We start from the raw sequence: 18,899 nt of genomic DNA on the forward strand, positions 1-18,899 counted from the left end.
GGAGCAATTAGCCGAGAGCGCTGACAGCCTTGCTCAACCGGGAAATCTTGCGGGCGGCCGTACGCCAGTGAACAACATTCTTGGACGCAGCCCTGTCCAGTACGGACGTGGCCTGCTGCAAGGCCTGCTGGGCCTTGTCCTTGTCGTTATTCTCAATGGCCAGACGAACAGCCTTGACGCTGTGCTTGATCCTGGTCTTGGTCATTCTGTTACGATTGCGGGCCTTGATGCTCTGACGATGCCTCTTGAGTGCGGACTTGTGGTTAGCCAACAGTAAATCCTCCTAACTATATTGAAGTAACCGGGTTGACCCGGTCCCGGAATGTACACCACCTGCTTGGAAAAAGGAGTATCTAGGCAAGAGGCCGGTTCCTTGTCAAGCAGATTTTTGCCAAGGAAGAGGAAACAAGCCTGGAACCAGAAGACAATACGCCGGGTTGTTCTGCCCTGCCCGCGTTTTCCGGCCCCTGTTCCTCTCCCACACTATCCTGCGCTTTGAGCCCTACACCTGCAAGGCGGAAAAGTCAGCCAGACGGCTGAGGCGGCGAACCAGTTCATGGAGCATGTTCAGCCGGTTGGATCGCAGGTCAACGTCATCGCACATGACCATGACGGTATCGAAAAACCCGTCCACAACCGGCCGCAGGGTCCACAGCTCGTTGAGCAGACCGGCAAAGTCGTCCCTGCTCCACAACTCGTCCCATGTCTGGCGGGTTGCTTCCAGATGGGCATGAAGCTGTTTTTCCGCATCCTCCACCAGCAGATCGGGATCAACCCGGCCGGTAAAGGTCACCCCGGATTCCTCACCCTGTTTGCGGATGATGTTGTCGGCCCGCTTGAAGGTCAGGACAGCCTGATCAAAATCCTTTTCTCGGGCAAAGGCGGCCAGGGCCTTGATGCGTTTTTCCAGGGCCACCAGATCGTTGATGCCGGCATGGATGGCCGCATCCACCACGCGGGTGGGATATCCCTGGCCTCCCCAGAAATTGCGCAGCCGCTGGGCAAAAAAATCCATGAGCAGATCCAGGGTTTGGGCAGGAGGTGTTTTCCAGTCCACCCCTTCATACCCTTCCAGGGCCTGCTGCAGGAGCCTGGCAATATCCGTTCTCAGGCCGTGTTCCAGAATGATGCGGCAGACACCCAGGGTGCACCGGCGCAGGGCAAAAGGGTCGGCAGCCCCGGTGGGAATCTTGCCGATACCAAAACATCCGGCAAGGGTATCCAGCTTGTCGGCCAGGGCCAGGATGGCCCCGCCAAGGGTTTCAGGACACGGGCTGTCCTGGCCGCTGGGAAGGTACTGCTCGGCCAGGGCCTCGGCAACCACCGGGGTTTCTCCCTTTTTGGCGGCATAAATGCCGCCCATGATGCCCTGAAGGTCGTCAAACTCGTAGACCATTTCCGAAACAAGGTCTGCCTTGGCCAGCCTGCCGGCCCGCTGCAGATCCTGGACATGTTCGGGCGCGAAATCCGCGGCCATGATCCCGGCCAGCCGGGCCAGTCTGCGGGACTTGTCCCCCATGGAGCCAAGGGGTCCCAGAAAGGTGACCTGTTCCAGCTTGTCCAGCCAGGTGTCAAACGGCGTGTCCGCATCGGCCTTCCAGAAAAACATGGCGTCTTCGAGCCGGGCCTTGAGCACACGCTCCCACCCTTTTCTGACCACGTCCACGGAATTGGGCTCCAGGTTGATCACGGTGAGAAAACGGGGAAGCAGACGTCCGTCGGACCCATGAACCCCGAAACTTTTCTGATGCACTTCCATGCTTGTCAGCAGAACCTCGGCGGGCAGCTCCAGATAGGTCTCGTCAAAATGACCGAGCACGGGCACGGGGTATTCCACCAGATTGGCCACATGGTGGATGAGCCCCTTGTTCCAGGCAATGCTCCCCCCTATTTCCCGGGCCAGCTCATCACCCCGGGCAACAATCATGTTCACGCGGTCTTCATGGGCAAGAACCACCCTGCCCTGGTCGTGAATCACCTGTTCATAGGCCTGGGCATCCTCGACCACAAAAGGGCCGGGTCCCAAAACGCGGTGACCGTGGGTGGTGTTGCCGGACGTAAGACCGGCCAGGGAAAAGGGCACGATCTCCCTGTCCAGCAGGGCCAGCAGCCAGCGCAGGGGACGACCGAACCCGAACCTGGACCCTTCCCAGTGCATCTTCTTGGGAAAGGGAAGATGGGCGATCAGGTCCTGACAGATTTCCCCGAGTATGCGCGCGGCAGGTTCGCCGCCCACCACCTTGTTGACGGCCAGGTATTCGCCCTTGCCCGTATCCGTGACAAACACGTCCTTCAAGTCCACCTTCTGGGACCGGGCAAACCCCAGGCCGGCCTTGGTGGGCTGGCCCTGATCATCAAAGGCGATGCGGGCCGGGGGACCCGTGACCACGATCTCTTCCTTCTCCTGCACCTCGGCCATGTCCGTACACGTGAGCACCAGCCTGCGGGGCGTGGAAAGGGTGGTGATGGAACCATGGGCCAGTTTGGCCTCGGTCAGGCGCTCGGCAAATCCCTCGTGCAGGGCCTTGTCCAAAAGGGGCAGGAACCTGGCCGGCATTTCTTCCGTGCCGATTTCCAAAACAAAATGGGCCATATCTCGTAAACCTCGTTCGTTCAAAAATTATGCGTAATGCCTGAGCAGGGGGTGCCCCATGTCCTCACGGGTCCGGGTATAGACCCGGGCAATGGCAGCGGCCAGTTTTCTGACCCGGGCGATGTAGTTGGCACGCTCGGTAATGGATATGGCCCCCCTGGCATCCAGAAGATTGAAGACGTGGGAACACTTGAGGCAATGATCATAGGCAGGCAGGGCCAGACCGAGTTCGCAGACCCGGCGACTTTCCTTTTCGCTGGCCTCGAACAGGGCAAAGAGCATATCCTGATCACTCTCGTCAAAATTGTACCGGGACTGTTCCACCTCGTTCTGGTGGTACACATCCCCGTAGGTCACGGTGTCGTTCCACATGATATCGTACACGGATTCCTTTTCCTGCAGGTACATGCACAACCGTTCCATGCCATAGGTCAGTTCCACGGTGATGGGTTCCAGCTCCAGACCGCCCACCTGCTGGAAATAGGTGAACTGGCTGATTTCCATGCCGTTGAGCCAGACCTCCCAGCCCAGGCCCCAGGCCCCAAGGGTGGGGGATTCCCAGTCGTCTTCCACAAACCGGATATCGTGCTTGTGGGCATCAATACCCAGCACGCCAAGGCTCTGAAGGTAGAGATCCTGCACATTGGCCGGGGCAGGCTTCAGCACCACCTGAAACTGGTAGAAATGCTGCATCCGGTTGGGATTCTCGCCGTAACGTCCGTCAGTGGGACGTCTGGAAGGCTCCACATAGGCGGCTTTCCACGGTTCCGGGCCCAGCACCCGGAAAAAGGTGGCCGGATTGAAGGTTCCGGCACCGGTCTCAATATCATAGGGCTGCTGGATCACGCACCCGTAATCAGCCCAGAATGTTTGCAAATTGAAAATGACATCCTGAAAATTCATCCTGTTCTCCATTGAACATCCAACGTTTGAAACAACAATCCGGACAAGGACAACCATCCTGGTGCCGTCAGACCTGCCCGGGACGCATCTTCCACCTCACCTAGCACCTCACGACCCGGTTTTCCTCGTCGGCAACCCCCAGATGATAGCGGATATACCGATCCGCAAAGGTATACAACGAGCGCTGCAGGGACGTGCCAGGCACCCAGTCGACCCATTTGCCGATCTCGGTTGTCCGAAGATGGTGCAACACGGCCAATGCCTGCCAGGAAAGCCGGATGTAGCCAGCCTTTCCCGTGCATGACGGACACAGGAAAACCCCCTCTTCAATGGCGCACCCTGCCCAGGCATGTTCCTGTAAAACAGCCTTGCAGGACGCACAATGCACAACATCAAGATCGTATCCCTGCCCAAAGGCCAGGGCAATGCGGAAGATGATCGGGAAAAAGGGGGAAGGCGGTCCGGCAAGACCATCAAACCCGCCAAGCATGGACAAGACCAGATCGCAGGCTTCGGCAGAACCGGCCTCTCCCGTGTGCACGGCCTCCAGAAACCGCAGGCAGTTTCCCACCATGCCCACCTTGAGCGGGTCTTTTTTCAAACCTGCAAAGCCTTGAAGAAGGGTTCCCTCTTCAAGGCTCAAATACTGATTGCGCTTGCCCGAACTGACCCGGAAGAGCACCTGGTTGAGGTGGTCCAGGCAGCCGCAGAACCGCCGCTTGCTCTTGCGACCGCCAAAGGCGAATCCGGTGACAATGCCTCGGGACGGGGACAGGAACCGGACCCAGCAATCATTCTCCCGAAAGGTTCCAACCCGAAATATGACAACCTTTTCCGTGAACTCCATGAAATCACCGGCAGGCAAGGGGGTGGTGAAACCTCCCGGCCCGGCATGAGGCCTAGTTGGCAGGAGCCGTGATCTCCAGGGTTTTCACGCCACCAAGAACAGCCTCAAACGCATAGGGTGTATCATCCACGAACAAACGGACCCCGCCGGCATTGCCCAGGCGCAGGTCCACGTTCTGATCAAAGGATACATACACCACCTGCCCTGGTTTGAGTAGACGCACGGTCTTATTGGGAGCCGTATCAGCATCGGCAACCACCCGTATCCAGCAGTCGTGGGTCGCCTCGATGCGCAACATGTGCTCCCTAGGCGCATTCGGGGCAACGTCTGAAGCCTTGGTGTCAGCTGCAGAACCGGATTCAAGATCGGCAATAATCGGGGAAGTGTTTGTGGTCGCCTGCGCACCAGTCTGGTCGACAGCGTCCTTGTTCAGGCCTTCAGATGTCGTCTCATCGGTCCGGGAGGCATCCGGGACCCCGGCTGGCTGCTCTTCCGGCTCCCGGGAATCATCCTGCCCGGAAACCAGGGTCCCCTGGGGAGCTTCTGCTGCAGCACCTGTTGCGGCAAGGGCCTGTTCAGACGAGGATGTTTCCTGTTCCGTGGTTTCCCCGATGGGCAAACCGTCATCCTGGGTATCGACTTCTGGGTCGACCGATGCCGTATTGTTGTCTTCCATGACCACCGGGGAAACAGGTTCTATCTCGCGGGAGACATAGGAAACAACCATCCATGCCGCTGCGGCCAGCACGGCCATGGCCAGAATAAACAGCCACACGTTGCCGCCCTTGCCACCACGACGCCTGCGCACATTGAGTTCGGGGTGTCCGGTTTCGATTTCAAGGTCATCCAGGGGGCCCACAGCTGCCAAGTATTCCTGGACCACCATGTCCGTGTCCAGCCCGAGCAGCTTGGCATAACTGCGAATAAATCCCTTGGTATATACGGGATGGGGCAACCTAGCGCCTTCACCTCGTTCCAGAGACTCCAGGACATACAAACTGATTTTGGTCTTTTCATTGACCTGGTCCAGACTCAGCCCTGCATTCTCCCGGGCGGACCGGAACATTTCGCCCAATTCCTGCATTGTCATGCTACTGCCCCCCAGCCTCTACTTAATAGTTGCGATTATGCCTGTTGCGCCCTGCTCCATGCTTCGACTGCAAACGCCCCCTGATCGCCGGAACATCAAACATCATGGGATTCCATGGTTTTATTAAGAACCCAACAGTCTGAAACCTTAAACTTCAAACTGAACATATACACCGTGCAAGGCCGGTCTCACATGCGGATATCCACAACCGCCTTGCTTCTGAGATTTTCCATGTATTCCCTGTACCGTTTTTCAATGCGCGGGCGGTACAGGGTTTCCCTGATCTTGGCCTTGACGTTCTCAAAAGGCTCCACTTCACCGGGAACCAGATCCACAATGTGCAGCAGGGCCTGATTGCCGTTCAGGTCGAAAGGCTTTGAGGTATCCCCTTTGCCCAGCCCCTGCAAGACCTCTTTCCAGGACTCGCGCACATCGGCCCAGCGCACCACACCGATTTCACCGCCCTGTTTGGCTCCGGGACCAATGGAATAGCGTTCCGCCGCCTGGGCAAAGGATATCTCCCCGTTGATCAAACGCTGGCGCAAATCCTGGATGTCAAAGCCCGGATCCACAATGATCAGGGAAAGCTCCACCTTCTTGTCCCGGGAAAAGTCACGCTTGTGCTCTTCATAATAGGCGCGCATCTCGTCCTCGGTGACCACGACCTTGCGGCGAACCATGGCCCCGATGAGACGTTGACGCATGATATCCTTTTTGACCGTGTTCTCATAATCCTTGCGGGTCATCCCCTGCAGCTTGAGCTGGTTGAGAAAGACCTCTTCGTTCATACCATGCTGCCGCTTGAAGGCTTCCACCTGATTCTTGATCTCCACATCCGAAACCGTCATCTGCAACCGCTCGGCCTCAGCCTCCAAAAGCAGATCATTAACCATCTGGTTGAGAACCTTCTTGCGCAACACGTCCAGGGCCTTTTTTTCCTCCCCGGTCATGGTTCTTCCCTCAAACTGTCTGAGATACCCCTGAATCTGCTGATTGACCTCAAAGAGAGTGATGATCTCCCCGTTGACAACCGCCACAATGCGATCAACCAGTTCGTCGGCATGGGCCGCAGAGCTCCAAACCACTAGGCAGAGCACAAGCCCCACACAACACTGACATACCCCTTGCAAATATTGCTGAAAACGACTTCTCATACCAAAGTATCCTTGCGTCATGATTATGGGTGACCCTGTCATCCGGTCCAAAACCCGTTTGGTAATGCACCAGGGCCGGGATCTATTCTTCTTCGGAGTCTTCCGACTCCAAAGGGGTTCCCGAGGCGTTTGCACGCAACAGCCCGGTGATCTCTATGTTGGCCGTGGCAAGAACATTCTGCATCCACCTGGCAAAAGCGTCCTGCAGACCCTGCGCCACCAATTGCTGCTCCACCAGAGGATAGGCTGCCGAAGGCGAAAGAAACGACCGGGGTACCCGGCGGTGCAACAACAGCATGGTCACCACGTTCTGACTCACAATGGGCCTGCCAACCTCACCCGGTGCGAGTTGCGAAAGACTGTCATACCAGGATTTTGCCAGGGCCTGCTCAAAGGCATCCATTTCATGGATACTCACCCCTTGGGGAGGATTGTTCCTGGTTCCATTGCTGTCCTTGCGGTATGAAGTCACGGCATGGCGCACGACATCGCGATCCGTGCCTTTGAAAACCGTGAACACAAAACGTTCCGGAGTCACGAATTCCGCGCCATGGTCCTTATAATAAGCAAGAGCGTCTTCGTAGGTTACCGTTACCCTTGGGCGCAGGAACCTGCTGACAAAGGTCTGCATGTTCAGACGAGAACGCAGCCGATCCCGCCATTGGTCCTGATCAATGTACTCTTCGATCAGGGTCTGTTCGAATGCGGCATCATCCGGATAATCGCCTCGAATTCGGGCTTCCTCTCGGGCCACATCCTCATCGCTCACGGCCAGATGCTCGGCCTTGAGAGTCTGGGCGATCAACCGCTGCAAAATGAGATCGGCCAGAACCGTCCCGTATTCGTGTTGCAGGGAACGGACATCGAATTCATTGTTCGAGGACCATGTCATATAGTGGAGATCGTGGGCGGCCCGAACCTGGGAAAAGAAAATGGGCTCACCATTCACCCTGGCCACAATGCCGGTGGGCGCGGGCTCCGAAGAACACCCGGCAAGCACCACAACCGACAGGGCAAGCAGGACCCCGGTCACCAGGGAACTGCCGGGAAAAGACAGGACGCGCGAACGAGGGATCATGAAGAAGCCTCCTCGTCCGTCATGACAAGTGACGTATGCACTTCTTCCAAACGTTGCTTTAATTGACGCATGGAAAGGGCAATAGATGGATTGTCCTCACAGCGCAACTCCAATTTTCCCGGAGGGATCAGGCGGGCCAGCTCCTTGTTGGCGCTCACCCAGCCCACCAGTTTGAGGGGATCGATGCGGGGATCATTCGCGTCCCAGCTGATAACGATCTTGTTGGCATAAATATCGGCCTGTACGGCCCCCAGCTCCCTGATGGTGAACTTGAGCTTCAGGATTTCCGCAAAGGTTTCCAGGGCAGGAGGTATGGGGCCGAAACGGTCCCTGATTTCCTGTATGATGTCATCGATTTCATGGGTGCGCACGCACATGGAGAGCACCCGGTAATAGTGCAGCCGTTCCGAGGCATCGACAATGAACCCCTCGGGAATGTGCGCGGGCACGCCCATGTGCAGTTCGGGCTCCCTGACCTCGGCCACGGGCTCGCCCTTGAGGCGCTGGACCTCCTCTTCCAGGATGTCCAGAAACATGTCCAGACCGACCTTGCCGATGGTTCCCGACTGGACCTCGCCCAAAATGTTCCCGGCTCCCCGCAGGCGGAGATCCTCCATGGCCACCTGGAATCCGGCCCCGAGATAGTCCATGTCCAGAATGACCTTGAGCCGCTTGCGGGCCTGTTCCTGCAGATCCTCCAGGGAGGGAATGACAAAATAGGCATAGGCCTGTTCCCGGGAACGCCCCACCCGACCACGCAGCTGATAAAGCTGCCCAAGTCCGAACAGCTGGGCCTGGTCCACGATCAGGGTATTGGCCTTGGGGAAATCCAGACCGGATTCAATGATGGAGGTGCACACCAGTACATCAAGCTCCCTGTGCCAGAACCTGTGCATGGTCTCTTCCAACTCGCTGGCCGGCATCTGGCCATGGGCCGTGGCCACCCGTGCCTCGGGCACCAACGACTGGACATAGTCACGCACCCGTTCGAGCCCCTGAACCCGGTTGTAGACCCAGAAAACCTGGCCCATCCGGCCTAGCTCACGCTCGAGAATGGCCCGCAGTTCCGGGGTTTCCCGTTCCATGAGTGCCGTCTTGACCGGCTTGCGTTCCAGGGGCGGGGTCTCGATGACGCTCAACCCGCGTATTCCGGACAGAGAGAGCTGCAGGGTTCTGGGGATGGGCGTTGCCGTGAGGGTCAAGACGTCGATATTCTGTTTCAGGCTCTTGAGGCGTTCCTTGTGCTTGACTCCGAACCGCTGCTCTTCATCAAGAATGAGCAGGGACAGGTGGGGCAGGGAAATGTCCTTGGACAGCAACCGGTGCGTGCCAATGAGGATGTCCACTTCACCGCGGGCCGCTGCCTGGACAACAAGTTTCTGGGTCTGTTTGGGAACAAACCGTGAAAGCATGGCCACGCGCACGGAAAAATCCTCCATACGCTGGCGAAAATTCTGATAGTGCTGTTCGGCCAGCACGGTTGTGGGACAGAGCAGGGCCACCTGCTTGCCGTCAACCACGGCCCTGAAGGCGGCGCGCAGGGCCACCTCGGTCTTGCCGAAACCCACATCCCCGCAGACAAGCCGGTCCATGGGTTTGGAACTCTCCATGTCCCTGATGACGTCCCGAATGGCCTGTTCCTGGTCCCTGGTTTCCTCGAACCCGAAACTGGCCTCGAACTCCCAGTAGATTTCCGGCCGGGGACCATAGGAATACCCCTTGGTCACCGTACGCAGGGCATACATCTCCACCAGATCCCGGGCGATCTTTTCAATGGCCTTGCGAACCCGGGCCTTGCTCTTTTTCCATCCTGTCCCGCCAAGGCGATCCAGGGCCACGGAACGGCCTTCAGGCCCCTTGTACTTCTGGACCATGCCCATGCGGTCAACAGGAAGATAGAGCTTGTCGTCATTGGCATAGAGCAGAACCAGATAGTCATTGGCCACGGCACCGGCCTGCATGTGTACCAGTCCGCCGAACCGGGCCAGCCCGTAATCCCTGTGCACCAGAAAATCCTCGGGCGAAATCTCGTCAAAACTGGTCAGCCCCTTGAAATCCTTGCCCTTGCCCGGGGTAATCCGTTTGGTTTCCCTGGGCTGGAGCACGTCTTCGGCCAGCACAAGGATATCGCACCAGACAAGCTTCATCCCCCTGGTCAGGGGAGCAACCAAGGCAAAAAGCCCCTTTTCGCCGGGGTCATAGTCCAGATGAAAAGCAAGACCTTCCTGGTGGGCAAAGGACAGAAACCGCTTGCGGGAATGCGCGGAATGAAAGCACACCAGCACCTGCCGATACGTCCGTTTCCACTGGCCAAGGCCCTCAACCAGGCTTTTCAGGGGACGCTTGCGCTTTTCAGGCTCCCAGAAGATTTCATCAAAGGAGTGAATGGGCTCCTCAAGCAGTTCAAGCCCCTTTTCCCGTTTGCCCATGACCAGGGATTCAAACAGAACATGGTGGTGTTCGAGCCAGGTCTGCCTGGCCTGACCCATGGTCTGGAGGATGGAAGGCAGGGGCCAGGCATGGCCGGACTGTTCCAGATAATCCTTCCAGGCCCAGGCGTGCTCTTCCAGACGGGACCGGGCATCCGTGGCCCCGGTGACAAGAAACACGGTGTCCTGGCCCAGCCAATGGCCGATGCCCACGGGATTCTTGTAGTACAGTCCCGGCGGGATGTGGAGGTCATTGGTCTCCAGGGAAGCCACCAGTTCATTGAATGCCTGGGCGGGCAGTTCACCGGAATTCTTGAGATCCTCCCACTTTTCCAGGGTATCCTGACGATAGGCAAAATCCTGTACCGCCGGGGTGCAGGGGAGAAGCACTACCTGCTCCAGCTCCCTTTGGGACCGCTGGGAAAGGGGTTCGAACAGACGCAGGCTTTCCAGGGTGTCGCCAAAAAATTCCATGCGCACGGGAAAGTCGTATCCCGGACAGGCAATGTCGAGGATATCGCCTCGCAGGGCCATCTCGCCAACCTTGGAAACCATGGACACGCGCGTGTATCCCCGTTCCACAAGCTTTTCCAGCAAGGGCTCGGGCGCATGATCCTCGCCAGGTACAAGATGGAGGTACTGCTCCTCGACCACACGTGGTGCCGGCCACTTGGGCAGAAGATTTTCCAGGGGCAAGAGAATCCCCCGGCCACGCCCCCCCTGGGTCAGGGAAAAGAGCCCGGACCACCGTTCGCCCCACAATCGGCGCTGCTCCTTGCCGGGCGTTATCGGCGGAAAGGTGATCCACTGCCGCTCCCAAAAGGCATCCTGGTCCTCAGAAGGCGCAAACAGACGGATAAGGGCCTTGTACAAAGGCATTTCCGCTGCCGAGGCCAACAGGATGACCACGGTCTTTCCACGGGCGATCAGTTCCTGGGCCATGAAGACCTGGCTGGCCGGTCCGCTCTTGTAGACCCGGTGGATGCCCGAAGGGTCGAGAATCTCGTTGAGTATGGATAGTATGGACACGATGGAATACAAAAAGGTTGGAAAAGCAAACAAACAGACATGGGCCGCCATGAATTATTGCACGACGGCCTTCAGATGCAAAGCAATGGGCAGGAAAAACTCAAAAAGATGCGCGGTTCCCTGTTTCGGGATCCTTGGCTACGCATCATCCAAAATGGCATTCACCAGGGCATGATCCGGACCCGGACGCCAGGGAACCATCCCGTGCCGTCCAAGGCCCATGGAAGTGTTCTGGCAAACCAGCGACTCACAACGCCTGCAACCGCCAGGACAGCAGGGGAAACATGGATTCACCAGTCAGCAAAGACCGGGAGCAAATCAATGCCCCCTGCCCTCCTTGCGGTTGTACCGGTCAGACATCGCCAAGAGCGGATTTCTCTTCCCTGGAAAGCAGACGGTTGAGGTCAAGCATGATCAGCAATCGGTCATCAAGTTTGCCCACGCCACTTATGTATTCGGAATCAAGGCCGGAAATCACGGGCGGCGGCGGCTCAATGGTGCTGGCCGGGATTCTGAGGACTTCGGAAACGGAATCAACCACAAAGCCCACGATCATCTGATTGATCTCAATGACAATGATCCGGGTTTTCTTGTCGTGTCCCTTGGTCTGCAGTCCGAAACGAAGCCTCAGGTCAATGACCGGAATGACCTTGCCTCGCAGATTGATGACCCCTTCCACAAAATCAGGCGCCTTGGGAACCCGGGTGATTTCAAGCATCCTGATGATTTCCTGGACCTTGAGAATCTCGACCCCGAATTCCTCCTCCCCGATGCTGAAAGTGACCAGTTGAAGGAGTTCCTCGTCCTTTCGCACGTCTTCTGCCATGGAGTTTACCTCCTGTTTAAGCTCATTACTTACGGCAATCCGTCTGCCTATAGAAGTAAAACAGGTTTTAAGCAACACGCAATAAAGCGGTCCAAACCGAATGAACCGTTTGTTCCCGGGGAAAATCTATTGCCAAAGGAGCCCTCTTGGGTCATACTTTTGAACACATCATGACATTTATTTTGCGGAGGCATCCTGATTTATGGCACAATCCCTTCCTTTTAACCCGGAACCCGATTTCCGGGACGAAGTAAAAACCCTGGGCAACGACGAACTTCTCGATTGCTGGGAGCAAACCCAATTCGTGGACACCTTCATGGAAGGCGAACCCATGGATCAGGTCCGCACCACTGTATACGAGCAGGTCATCCTCCAGGAACTCCAGCTTCGCCGATACCGGCAGCCCAGAAAGGCCCTTTGAGCCCTTTTACGTGAACGTTACGACATAAAAAAATCCCGGATATTCCGGGATTTTTTTATGCCTATGCAACTGAGGATTCCAACGGCCTAGTCGGGATCAGGCCGCCCAATGCAAAAATAGGCAAACCCCAGACCGGCCATGAGGGACGGCGAGTACAAATTTCTGCCGTCAAAGATGAGCGGCGCGGCCAGGGATCTCTTGATGCGATCAAAATCCGGATTGCGGAACTGGTTCCACTCGGTGACCACGGCCAGGGCATCGGCACCCTTTACGGCCTCGTACTCGTCAGCAACAATGGCAACAAGCGGGTTGTCCCCGAGCTCGGCCGCAGCTCTGGTACCCGCCACCGGATCAAAGGCCCTGATGCGCATGCCCTGGGCCGTCAATTCCCGGATCATCTCCAGGGACGAGGCCTCTCTCACATCGTCGGTATTGGCCTTGAACGCCAGTCCCCACAGGGCCAGGGTCTTGCCCTGCACCCCGCCCTGGTTGGCAAAATAGTTGCGGATCTTCTTGGCCAGCACGGTTTTCTGCCGATTGTTGACATCATCCACGGCCTTGAGCAGCTGGGGTTCGTAATCATATTCACCGGCCGTGCCCACCAGGGCCTTGACGTCCTTGGGAAAACAGGATCCGCCATATCCCACACCGGGATAGATGAACTGATACCCGATACGGTGATCCGATCCAATGCCCCTGCGTACGTCGCGCACATCAGCCCCTACCCGTTCACAGATATTGGCCACTTCGTTGATGAACGAAATCTTGGTGGCCAGCATGCAGTTGGCCGCATACTTGGTCATTTCCGCACTGCGCACGCCCATGACAATGAGCTTGTCCCGGCTGCGGGCAAAGGGTCCGTACAGGGTCTTGAGCAGCTCGGCCGTCCTGACGTTGTCCGTGCCCACAATGACCCGGTCGGGCTTCATGAAATCATTGATGGCATCCCCTTCCTTGAGAAATTCGGGATTGGAGACCACATCGAACTCAAAGGATGCGCCGCGCTTGTGCAATTCCTCGGAGATGATCTCCCTGACCTTGTCGGCCGTGCCCACAGGAACCGTGGATTTGTCCACCACGATTTTGTAGCCCTTCATCTTCTGCCCCACGGTAGCGGCCACCTGAAAGACATAGGACAAATCGGCCGAGCCATCCTCACGGGGAGGCGTGCCCACACAGATGAACACGAACAGGGCATCTTCCAGCCCTTCTTCCAGTTCCGTGGTGAACTGCAGCCGGCCTTCGGCATAATTGCGGGTCACCAGCTCCTCCAGTCCCGGTTCAAAAATATGCACCTCCCCGGAACGGAGTTTTTCAACAACCCTGGGGTTGACATCCACGCAACAGACATTGTTTCCCATTTCCGCAAAACATGCGGCAGATACGAGACCAACATATCCCGTACCCACAATACAGATATTCATGGTATGATTCACTCCTCGATCAAGATGTGGCCCGGATGACGTCATGGTTTTCAGCACCGGCAGCTCTCCTTGTTGTCATGGTACGCCGGGCTGTTCTGCAACTTTTGATCCGCAGGGGCTATCAGACAAGCCACGCCCCTTGCAAGTCTTTGCAGGGATTTCTGCAAAACCATCCCCCACGACCTGCAGAAGATTTATAATGCCCATGAAACAGGGGGCTTGGCCCTTGCCCGGACCGAAAACACAAGGCCTCATCCCTGTTGATCCAACCTGCCCGGCAGGGGATTGCTCCTGGCAGGTCCACTGCCTGTTTGGCCATATCCTGTTTATTTTCCCTTTACTTTAGGGAAAACTTTCGAGTATTCATGCCATGAAAACCAGAAAATGTAGACAGGGATCAAGGAGACAACCATGGAACGACACCTCTTGCTCACGGTCAACGCCTATCACACACACCAGCACGCCTCCCGTTTCGTGAACTATTTTCTCAAAGGGGACACCAACACCCGGCTGACCCTTTTTTATGTTGCTCCCAATCCCCACATGAACGTTGATCTCACCCGGGACGCCTTGAGCAACATCAACGAGGCCGACACCCTGGCGGCAACCTACAAGCGCAAGGGCAATCAGGCCCTGGCCGTGGCCAAAAAACTGCTCATTGACAACGGGTTTCCCCCCGACAAGATCGAGACCAAATTGCAGCTCAAGCATTACGGCACGGCCATGGACATCATCCAGGAAGCGGAAAAAGGGTACTATGATGCCGTGCTTTTGGGACGCCGTGGGTTGTCCATGTTTGAGGAGCTGGTGGATGACAGCATCAGCAAGCACATCCTGCGTGAAGAGATCGATTTTCCCCTGTGGATCTGCAAGGAGCCCGAAGCAGGACGCAAAAACGTGCTCCTGTGCGCCGATGGGTCCGAAGAGAGTCTGCGCGTGGCCGACCATGTGGGATTCATGCTTGCCGAATCGGACCGCCACGAGGTGACCCTGTTCCATGTGTGCGACAAGGATCAGCAAAAAATCGATGTTTCGTTTGATGCGGCCCGAACCGCCCTCATTGCCGCGGGGTTCCCCCCGGAAAAAATCCACGAAAAGGTGGACCGCTGCGGCAATGTTCCCCAGGCCATTTTGAACCACGCCCTGGCCAACAACTACGCGGCCATTGCCATGGGCACCACCGGAGCCGGCCAGAAATATCTGAAAAGCATTTTCATGGGCTCCGTGTGCATGGCCATTTTCAAGTCCCTTCGGAAAGTGACATTGATTGTCAGTAGATAAAAAAGTACACAGTACGCAGTACTCAGTGCGCAGAAAAAGACCAATATCATACATCATATATAGTCACATATATGGCAGTAACATTACGTAAAATTGGCAATAAAAACAATTAATGATGCATTATAAACTGAGCACTGCGCACTGCGTTCTGTGTACTCAAACTCTGCGCACTGCGTACTGTGTACTGCGTACTTATTTACCATGTCTGAAGAAACCATTGGCACTGTCATCTCCATCAGGGGAAGCATTGTGGACCTCATGTTTCCCGACCTCCTTCCGCCCCTGTGGTCCATTGCCACCACCAGGGGGAAACCGGAAGTGATTCTCGAGGTGAGCACCCACGTGAACGAACGCGTGGCCAGAACCATCTCCCTGACACCGACTCAGGGACTGGCCATTGGCCAGCAGGTGGTAACCACGGGCGAACCATTGCGTGTGCCCGTGGGCAGGGAAACACGCTCGAGGATGCTCAATGTCTTTGGCCGGTGCATTGACGGGCTGCCCGAGATATCAGGCAGCAAAATGGCCAGCATCCACAACAAACCCATTGCCCTGGCGCAACGCACAACAGGCAACCAGATCTTTGAGACGGGCATCAAGGGGATCGATGTCCTGGTTCCCCTGGAACGGGGTGGCAAGGCCGGGCTGTTTGGTGGCGCCGGTGTGGGCAAGACCGTGGTCATCACCGAACTGATCCACAACATGGTGGGCCGGCACGAAGGGGTCAGCATTTTCTGCGGTATTGGCGAGCGGTGCCGGGAAGGCGAGGAATTGTACAGGGAAATGAAGGACGCCGGGGTTCTGGACAACACGGTCATGGTTTTCGGCCAGATGAACGAGCCGCCCGGCGCCAGGTTCAGGGTGGGACACACGGCCATGACCATGGCCGAACACTTCCGGGACACGGAAAAACAGGACGTGCTCCTGCTCATGGACAACATCTTCCGCTTCATCCAGGCCGGTTCGGAAATATCCGGACTCATGGGGCAGATCCCTTCACGCCTGGGCTACCAGCCCACCATGGGAACGGAACTGGCAGGCCTTGAAGAACGCATCAGCAGCACCAGGGATGCGGCCATCACCTCCATCCAGGCGGTGTACGTGCCGGCTGACGATTTTACCGATCCCTCGGCCGTGCACATCTTTGGTCACCTTTCCGCTTCCATTGTCCTGTCCCGCAAGCGGGCCAGTCAGGGACTCTTTCCGGCCATTGACCCCCTGCAATCCAATTCCAAGATGCTCACTCCGGGCATTGTGGGCCAGCGGCACTACGACATTGCCCAGGCCATCCGAAAGACCCTGGCCACATACGAGGAGCTCAAGGACATTATCGCCATGCTCGGCCTTGAAGAGCTTTCCAAGCAGGATCAGGCCACCGTGTTTCAGGCAAGACGGCTGGAACGGTTCCTGACCCAGCCCTTTTTCACCACAGAGCATTTTACCGGGCGCGCCGGCAAACAGGTGAGCATTGAGGAAGCCCTTGAAGGGTGTGAACGCATTTTAAACGGCGACTTCTCCGACCGTCCGGAAAAGGATTTGTACATGATCGGCACCATAGATGAGGCGTAGGAACAGGGAGCGTCTCCGGCTGTTCCCGGCGTTCCGGGCCGGACCCCGGCAGGATGTCCTCAATCCGGTCCTGTACCCGTGCACCCATGGAGCCCCAAACACTGCAAACCAGGAATCAGCCTGCCATGCATCTGAGAATCTTTCTGCCCACAGAGATCTTTTTCGACCGCCAGGTGATCAAGATCACGGCCGAGGGGGACAACGGCTGCTTCTGCATCCTTCCCCGGCATCAGGATTTTGTGACCTCTCTGGTCCCGGGCATTGTCTCTGTCACGGACACCACAGGCACGGCCATCCACATGGGCGTGGACCATGGGGTGCTGGTCAAATGCATGGACAAGGTGAACATGGCTGTTGGCAACGCGGTTATCGGCCCGAGCCTGGGCGTTCTGGAGCGGACCGTTGACGAAGAATTCAGCGTGCTCGACGACAAGGAACGCACGGCCCGTTCTGCCGTGGCCCGACTTGAGGCCGGCTTTATTCGCCAGTTTCTGAACATGGAACAATGAGGCACACCCAACCCGTGCAGGATATGCGCACCAGACAATGCAGCAGGGACGAAAACAGACGTTCCCTGGGCCTTGCAGGGACAAGACCATGAACATCCACTCCCCGTTTCGCAAGGAAATCGCCCGCAAGGAGCAAAAGCGGCTCGCCTCCCTCAAGCATCCCGATCCCCCGGTATGGTTCGGACTGGGAACCTTTGGCATTGTGGGGTGGAGCGTGGTCATCCCCACGGTGGCAGGCATCGCCCTGGGCATATGGATCGACAAGACCTTCCCCAGCCGGTATTCATGGACCCTCATCCTCCTGACCCTGGGGATCATGGCCGGTTGCGGCAATGCCTGGGTCTGGATTTCCAGGCAGCAGCGGGAAATCCAGCAGCACAATCAGGCACGATCCCAAACCAAGGACGACCAGAAATGAACCCGTGGCCAGACATCACCCGGGCCCTGCTCGCCGGGCTTGCAACCGGACTGTTCTTTTTCGGGGGGCTGTTGTGGACGGTCAGGCGGATTCCCGGTTGTGCCCGTCCCAAGATCCTGGTCTGGACAAGCTTTGTTGTGCGCCAGACCATCACGGTTGCCACCATGGTTTTCGTATGCCGTGACCAGTGGGAACGCTGGGCAGCAGCCATGATCGGTTTTCTGGTCATCCGCACCCTGCTGATCACCAGACAGCAGGCAGGCATGAAAAGGAAGAGAACATGAACATCACCCCGGATCTGACCATCTTCTGGCAATACGGGTTCATCAAGGTCAACGAGACCATGGTGGGCACATGGATCGTCATGGCCCTTCTGGGGGTGCTTGCCGGGTGGACGGGCCAACGCATTGCCCGGGGCAAACCCGCTTCCTTCTGGCGCAGCGGCCTGGAAGTCATTGTTGTTTTCGTGCGCGAGATCATTGAAGACACCACCCACCACAAGGTGGATGCCATTCTGGTTTTCGCCGGTTCCATTTTTCTGTTCGTGGCCACGGCCAACATCCTCTCGGTCATTCCGGGATACACCGCGCCCACAGGGTCGCTGTCCACCACGGCGGCCCTGGCCCTGTGCGTGTTCGTGGCCGTGCCGTGGTTCGGAATCTCCCAGGTGGGCATTGGCAACTACCTGTCCAACTATCTCCATCCCACCTGGGTCATGCTCCCCTTCAACATCATCGGCGAGCTTTCCCGGACCCTGGCCCTGGCGGTCCGTCTTTTTGGCAACATGATGAGCGGCACCATGATCGGGGCGATTCTACTTCTGGTCATCCCGCTGGTCTTTCCGGTCCTCATGCAGCTTCTGGGGCTGCTCACCGGGGTGATCCAGGCCTATATCTTTGCTGTCCTGGCCATTGTGTACATTGCCTCGGGCATGGAAACCCAGCAATCCACGTCCAACCCGCAACCTCAAACAACCCCAAACACACAAACTGACAACCAGGAACTGAAACACCACCTGTAACCATCTTTTTCGGAGTCCCCATGAGTGATCTTGCACTGATAGGCATGGCCTCGGCCCTGGCATCGGGCCTGTGTATCGCCATCGGTTCCATCGGCTCAGCCATTGGCGAAGGCCGGGCACTGGCCCAGGCCCTGGCTTCCCTGGCCCAGCAACCCGACGAAGGCAACACCATCACCCGCATCCTGTTCGTGGGCATGGCCATGGTGGAATCCACGGCCATCTATTGCTTTGTGGTCTCCATGATTCTGCTTTTTGCCAACCCCTTCTGGAATTACCTGCTTTCCCAGGTGAAGTAGGGGCCGGGCAG

Annotated in this window: 18 protein-coding genes; 8 read left to right on the forward strand and 10 right to left on the reverse strand. The window is 57.1% G+C overall.

Annotated elements, in window-relative coordinates; translation table 11 throughout:
• Positions 1-7: 7 nt before the first annotated feature.
• The 9 genes from rpsT to DPF_RS10890 all read right to left on the reverse strand — a co-directional run bounded on the left by rpsT (position 8) and on the right by DPF_RS10890 (position 11,949).
• On the reverse strand, positions 8-271 hold the full coding sequence (gene rpsT, locus DPF_RS10850; protein WP_069859668.1) for a 30S ribosomal protein S20: 264 nt from the start codon (positions 269-271) through the stop codon (positions 8-10).
• Positions 272-502: 231 nt separating this feature from the next.
• The gene (gene glyS, locus DPF_RS10855; RefSeq protein ID WP_069859669.1) at positions 503-2,593 is read right to left on the reverse strand and encodes a glycine--tRNA ligase subunit beta; all 2,091 of its coding nucleotides are present in this window, start codon (positions 2,591-2,593) and stop codon (positions 503-505) included.
• Between the two features lie 27 nt (positions 2,594-2,620).
• Positions 2,621-3,496, reverse strand: a complete 876-nt coding sequence (locus tag DPF_RS10860; protein WP_069859670.1) for a glycine--tRNA ligase subunit alpha — start codon at positions 3,494-3,496, stop codon at positions 2,621-2,623.
• 100 nt (positions 3,497-3,596) lie between these two features.
• Entirely contained in the window at positions 3,597-4,343 is a 747-nt protein-coding gene (gene recO / locus DPF_RS10865) for a DNA repair protein RecO (protein ID WP_069859812.1), read from the reverse strand.
• A 52-nt stretch (positions 4,344-4,395) separates the two neighbouring features.
• A complete protein-coding gene (locus DPF_RS10870; protein WP_083254656.1) occupies positions 4,396-5,433 on the reverse strand; it encodes a helix-turn-helix domain-containing protein in 1,038 nt (345 codons plus the stop codon).
• A 188-nt stretch (positions 5,434-5,621) separates the two neighbouring features.
• Complete coding sequence (locus tag DPF_RS10875) at positions 5,622-6,587, reverse strand: SurA N-terminal domain-containing protein (protein ID WP_176724244.1); 966 nt, start codon at positions 6,585-6,587, stop codon at positions 5,622-5,624.
• An 82-nt stretch (positions 6,588-6,669) separates the two neighbouring features.
• Positions 6,670-7,665 carry a peptidylprolyl isomerase gene (locus DPF_RS10880; protein ID WP_069859673.1) on the reverse strand — a complete coding sequence of 332 codons (996 nt, stop codon included), beginning with the start codon at positions 7,663-7,665 and terminating at the stop codon, positions 6,670-6,672.
• Entirely contained in the window at positions 7,662-11,123 is a 3,462-nt protein-coding gene (mfd, locus tag DPF_RS10885) for a transcription-repair coupling factor (protein ID WP_231702171.1), read from the reverse strand. Before mfd ends, DPF_RS10880 begins: the two co-directional genes overlap by 4 nt.
• Before the next feature lie 352 nt (positions 11,124-11,475).
• Positions 11,476-11,949 (reverse strand): chemotaxis protein CheW, encoded by a 474-nt coding sequence (locus tag DPF_RS10890; RefSeq protein WP_069859674.1) that lies wholly within the window; start codon positions 11,947-11,949, stop codon positions 11,476-11,478.
• Between the two features lie 202 nt (positions 11,950-12,151).
• Between DPF_RS10890 and DPF_RS10895 the strand changes: the two genes are divergently transcribed.
• Positions 12,152-12,370, forward strand: a complete 219-nt coding sequence (locus tag DPF_RS10895; protein ID WP_069859675.1) for a hypothetical protein — start codon at positions 12,152-12,154, stop codon at positions 12,368-12,370.
• Positions 12,371-12,456: 86 nt separating this feature from the next.
• Here the strand turns inward: DPF_RS10895 and DPF_RS10900 are convergent, their stop codons facing one another.
• Complete coding sequence (locus tag DPF_RS10900) at positions 12,457-13,794, reverse strand: UDP-glucose dehydrogenase family protein (RefSeq protein ID WP_069859814.1); 1,338 nt, start codon at positions 13,792-13,794, stop codon at positions 12,457-12,459.
• A gap of 411 nt (positions 13,795-14,205) precedes the next feature.
• Between DPF_RS10900 and DPF_RS10905 the strand changes: the two genes are divergently transcribed.
• The 7 genes from DPF_RS10905 to DPF_RS10935 all read left to right on the forward strand — a co-directional run bounded on the left by DPF_RS10905 (position 14,206) and on the right by DPF_RS10935 (position 18,888).
• Positions 14,206-15,075, forward strand: coding sequence for a universal stress protein (locus tag DPF_RS10905; RefSeq protein WP_069859676.1), 870 nt, complete (start codon positions 14,206-14,208; stop codon positions 15,073-15,075).
• A 201-nt stretch (positions 15,076-15,276) separates the two neighbouring features.
• The gene (gene atpD / locus DPF_RS10910; protein WP_069859677.1) at positions 15,277-16,644 is read left to right on the forward strand and encodes a F0F1 ATP synthase subunit beta; all 1,368 of its coding nucleotides are present in this window, start codon (positions 15,277-15,279) and stop codon (positions 16,642-16,644) included.
• Between the two features lie 125 nt (positions 16,645-16,769).
• Positions 16,770-17,153, forward strand: coding sequence for a F0F1 ATP synthase subunit epsilon (locus DPF_RS10915; protein WP_069859815.1), 384 nt, complete (start codon positions 16,770-16,772; stop codon positions 17,151-17,153).
• 88 nt (positions 17,154-17,241) lie between these two features.
• Positions 17,242-17,571 carry an AtpZ/AtpI family protein gene (locus tag DPF_RS10920; RefSeq protein ID WP_069859816.1) on the forward strand — a complete coding sequence of 110 codons (330 nt, stop codon included), beginning with the start codon at positions 17,242-17,244 and terminating at the stop codon, positions 17,569-17,571.
• Complete coding sequence (locus DPF_RS14125; protein ID WP_069859678.1) at positions 17,568-17,855, forward strand: ATP synthase subunit I; 288 nt, start codon at positions 17,568-17,570, stop codon at positions 17,853-17,855. Before DPF_RS10920 ends, DPF_RS14125 begins: the two co-directional genes overlap by 4 nt.
• The gene (locus DPF_RS10930; RefSeq protein WP_069859679.1) at positions 17,852-18,592 is read left to right on the forward strand and encodes a F0F1 ATP synthase subunit A; all 741 of its coding nucleotides are present in this window, start codon (positions 17,852-17,854) and stop codon (positions 18,590-18,592) included. The genes DPF_RS14125 and DPF_RS10930 overlap by 4 nt, the downstream gene beginning before the upstream one ends.
• Positions 18,593-18,612: 20 nt before the next feature.
• Positions 18,613-18,888 carry a F0F1 ATP synthase subunit C gene (locus tag DPF_RS10935; protein WP_069859680.1) on the forward strand — a complete coding sequence of 92 codons (276 nt, stop codon included), beginning with the start codon at positions 18,613-18,615 and terminating at the stop codon, positions 18,886-18,888.
• Positions 18,889-18,899: the final 11 nt, after the last annotated feature.

This window comes from Desulfoplanes formicivorans (genome assembly GCF_001748225.1).
Taxonomy (GTDB): Bacteria; Desulfobacterota; Desulfovibrionia; order Desulfovibrionales; family Desulfomicrobiaceae; genus Desulfoplanes; species Desulfoplanes formicivorans.

Excerpts from the sequence above, each read along its gene's own strand:
- glyS (WP_069859669.1), bottom strand. The coding sequence starts at position 2,593 with ATGGCCCATTTTGTTTTGGAAATCGGCACGGAAGAAATGCCGGCCAGG.
- DPF_RS10860 (WP_069859670.1), bottom strand. The coding sequence starts at position 3,496 with ATGAATTTTCAGGATGTCATTTTCAATTTGCAAACATTCTGGGCTGAT.
- recO (WP_069859812.1), bottom strand. The coding sequence starts at position 4,343 with ATGGAGTTCACGGAAAAGGTTGTCATATTTCGGGTTGGAACCTTTCGG.
- DPF_RS10870 (WP_083254656.1), bottom strand. The coding sequence starts at position 5,433 with ATGACAATGCAGGAATTGGGCGAAATGTTCCGGTCCGCCCGGGAGAAT.
- DPF_RS10875 (WP_176724244.1), bottom strand. The coding sequence starts at position 6,587 with ATGAGAAGTCGTTTTCAGCAATATTTGCAAGGGGTATGTCAGTGTTGT.
- DPF_RS10880 (WP_069859673.1), bottom strand. The coding sequence starts at position 7,665 with ATGATCCCTCGTTCGCGCGTCCTGTCTTTTCCCGGCAGTTCCCTGGTG.
- DPF_RS10890 (WP_069859674.1), bottom strand. The coding sequence starts at position 11,949 with ATGGCAGAAGACGTGCGAAAGGACGAGGAACTCCTTCAACTGGTCACT.
- DPF_RS10895 (WP_069859675.1), top strand. The coding sequence starts at position 12,152 with ATGGCACAATCCCTTCCTTTTAACCCGGAACCCGATTTCCGGGACGAA.
- DPF_RS10900 (WP_069859814.1), bottom strand. The coding sequence starts at position 13,794 with ATGAATATCTGTATTGTGGGTACGGGATATGTTGGTCTCGTATCTGCC.
- DPF_RS10905 (WP_069859676.1), top strand. The coding sequence starts at position 14,206 with ATGGAACGACACCTCTTGCTCACGGTCAACGCCTATCACACACACCAG.
- atpD (WP_069859677.1), top strand. The coding sequence starts at position 15,277 with ATGTCTGAAGAAACCATTGGCACTGTCATCTCCATCAGGGGAAGCATT.
- DPF_RS10915 (WP_069859815.1), top strand. The coding sequence starts at position 16,770 with ATGCATCTGAGAATCTTTCTGCCCACAGAGATCTTTTTCGACCGCCAG.
- DPF_RS10920 (WP_069859816.1), top strand. The coding sequence starts at position 17,242 with ATGAACATCCACTCCCCGTTTCGCAAGGAAATCGCCCGCAAGGAGCAA.
- DPF_RS14125 (WP_069859678.1), top strand. The coding sequence starts at position 17,568 with ATGAACCCGTGGCCAGACATCACCCGGGCCCTGCTCGCCGGGCTTGCA.
- DPF_RS10930 (WP_069859679.1), top strand. The coding sequence starts at position 17,852 with ATGAACATCACCCCGGATCTGACCATCTTCTGGCAATACGGGTTCATC.
- DPF_RS10935 (WP_069859680.1), top strand. The coding sequence starts at position 18,613 with ATGAGTGATCTTGCACTGATAGGCATGGCCTCGGCCCTGGCATCGGGC.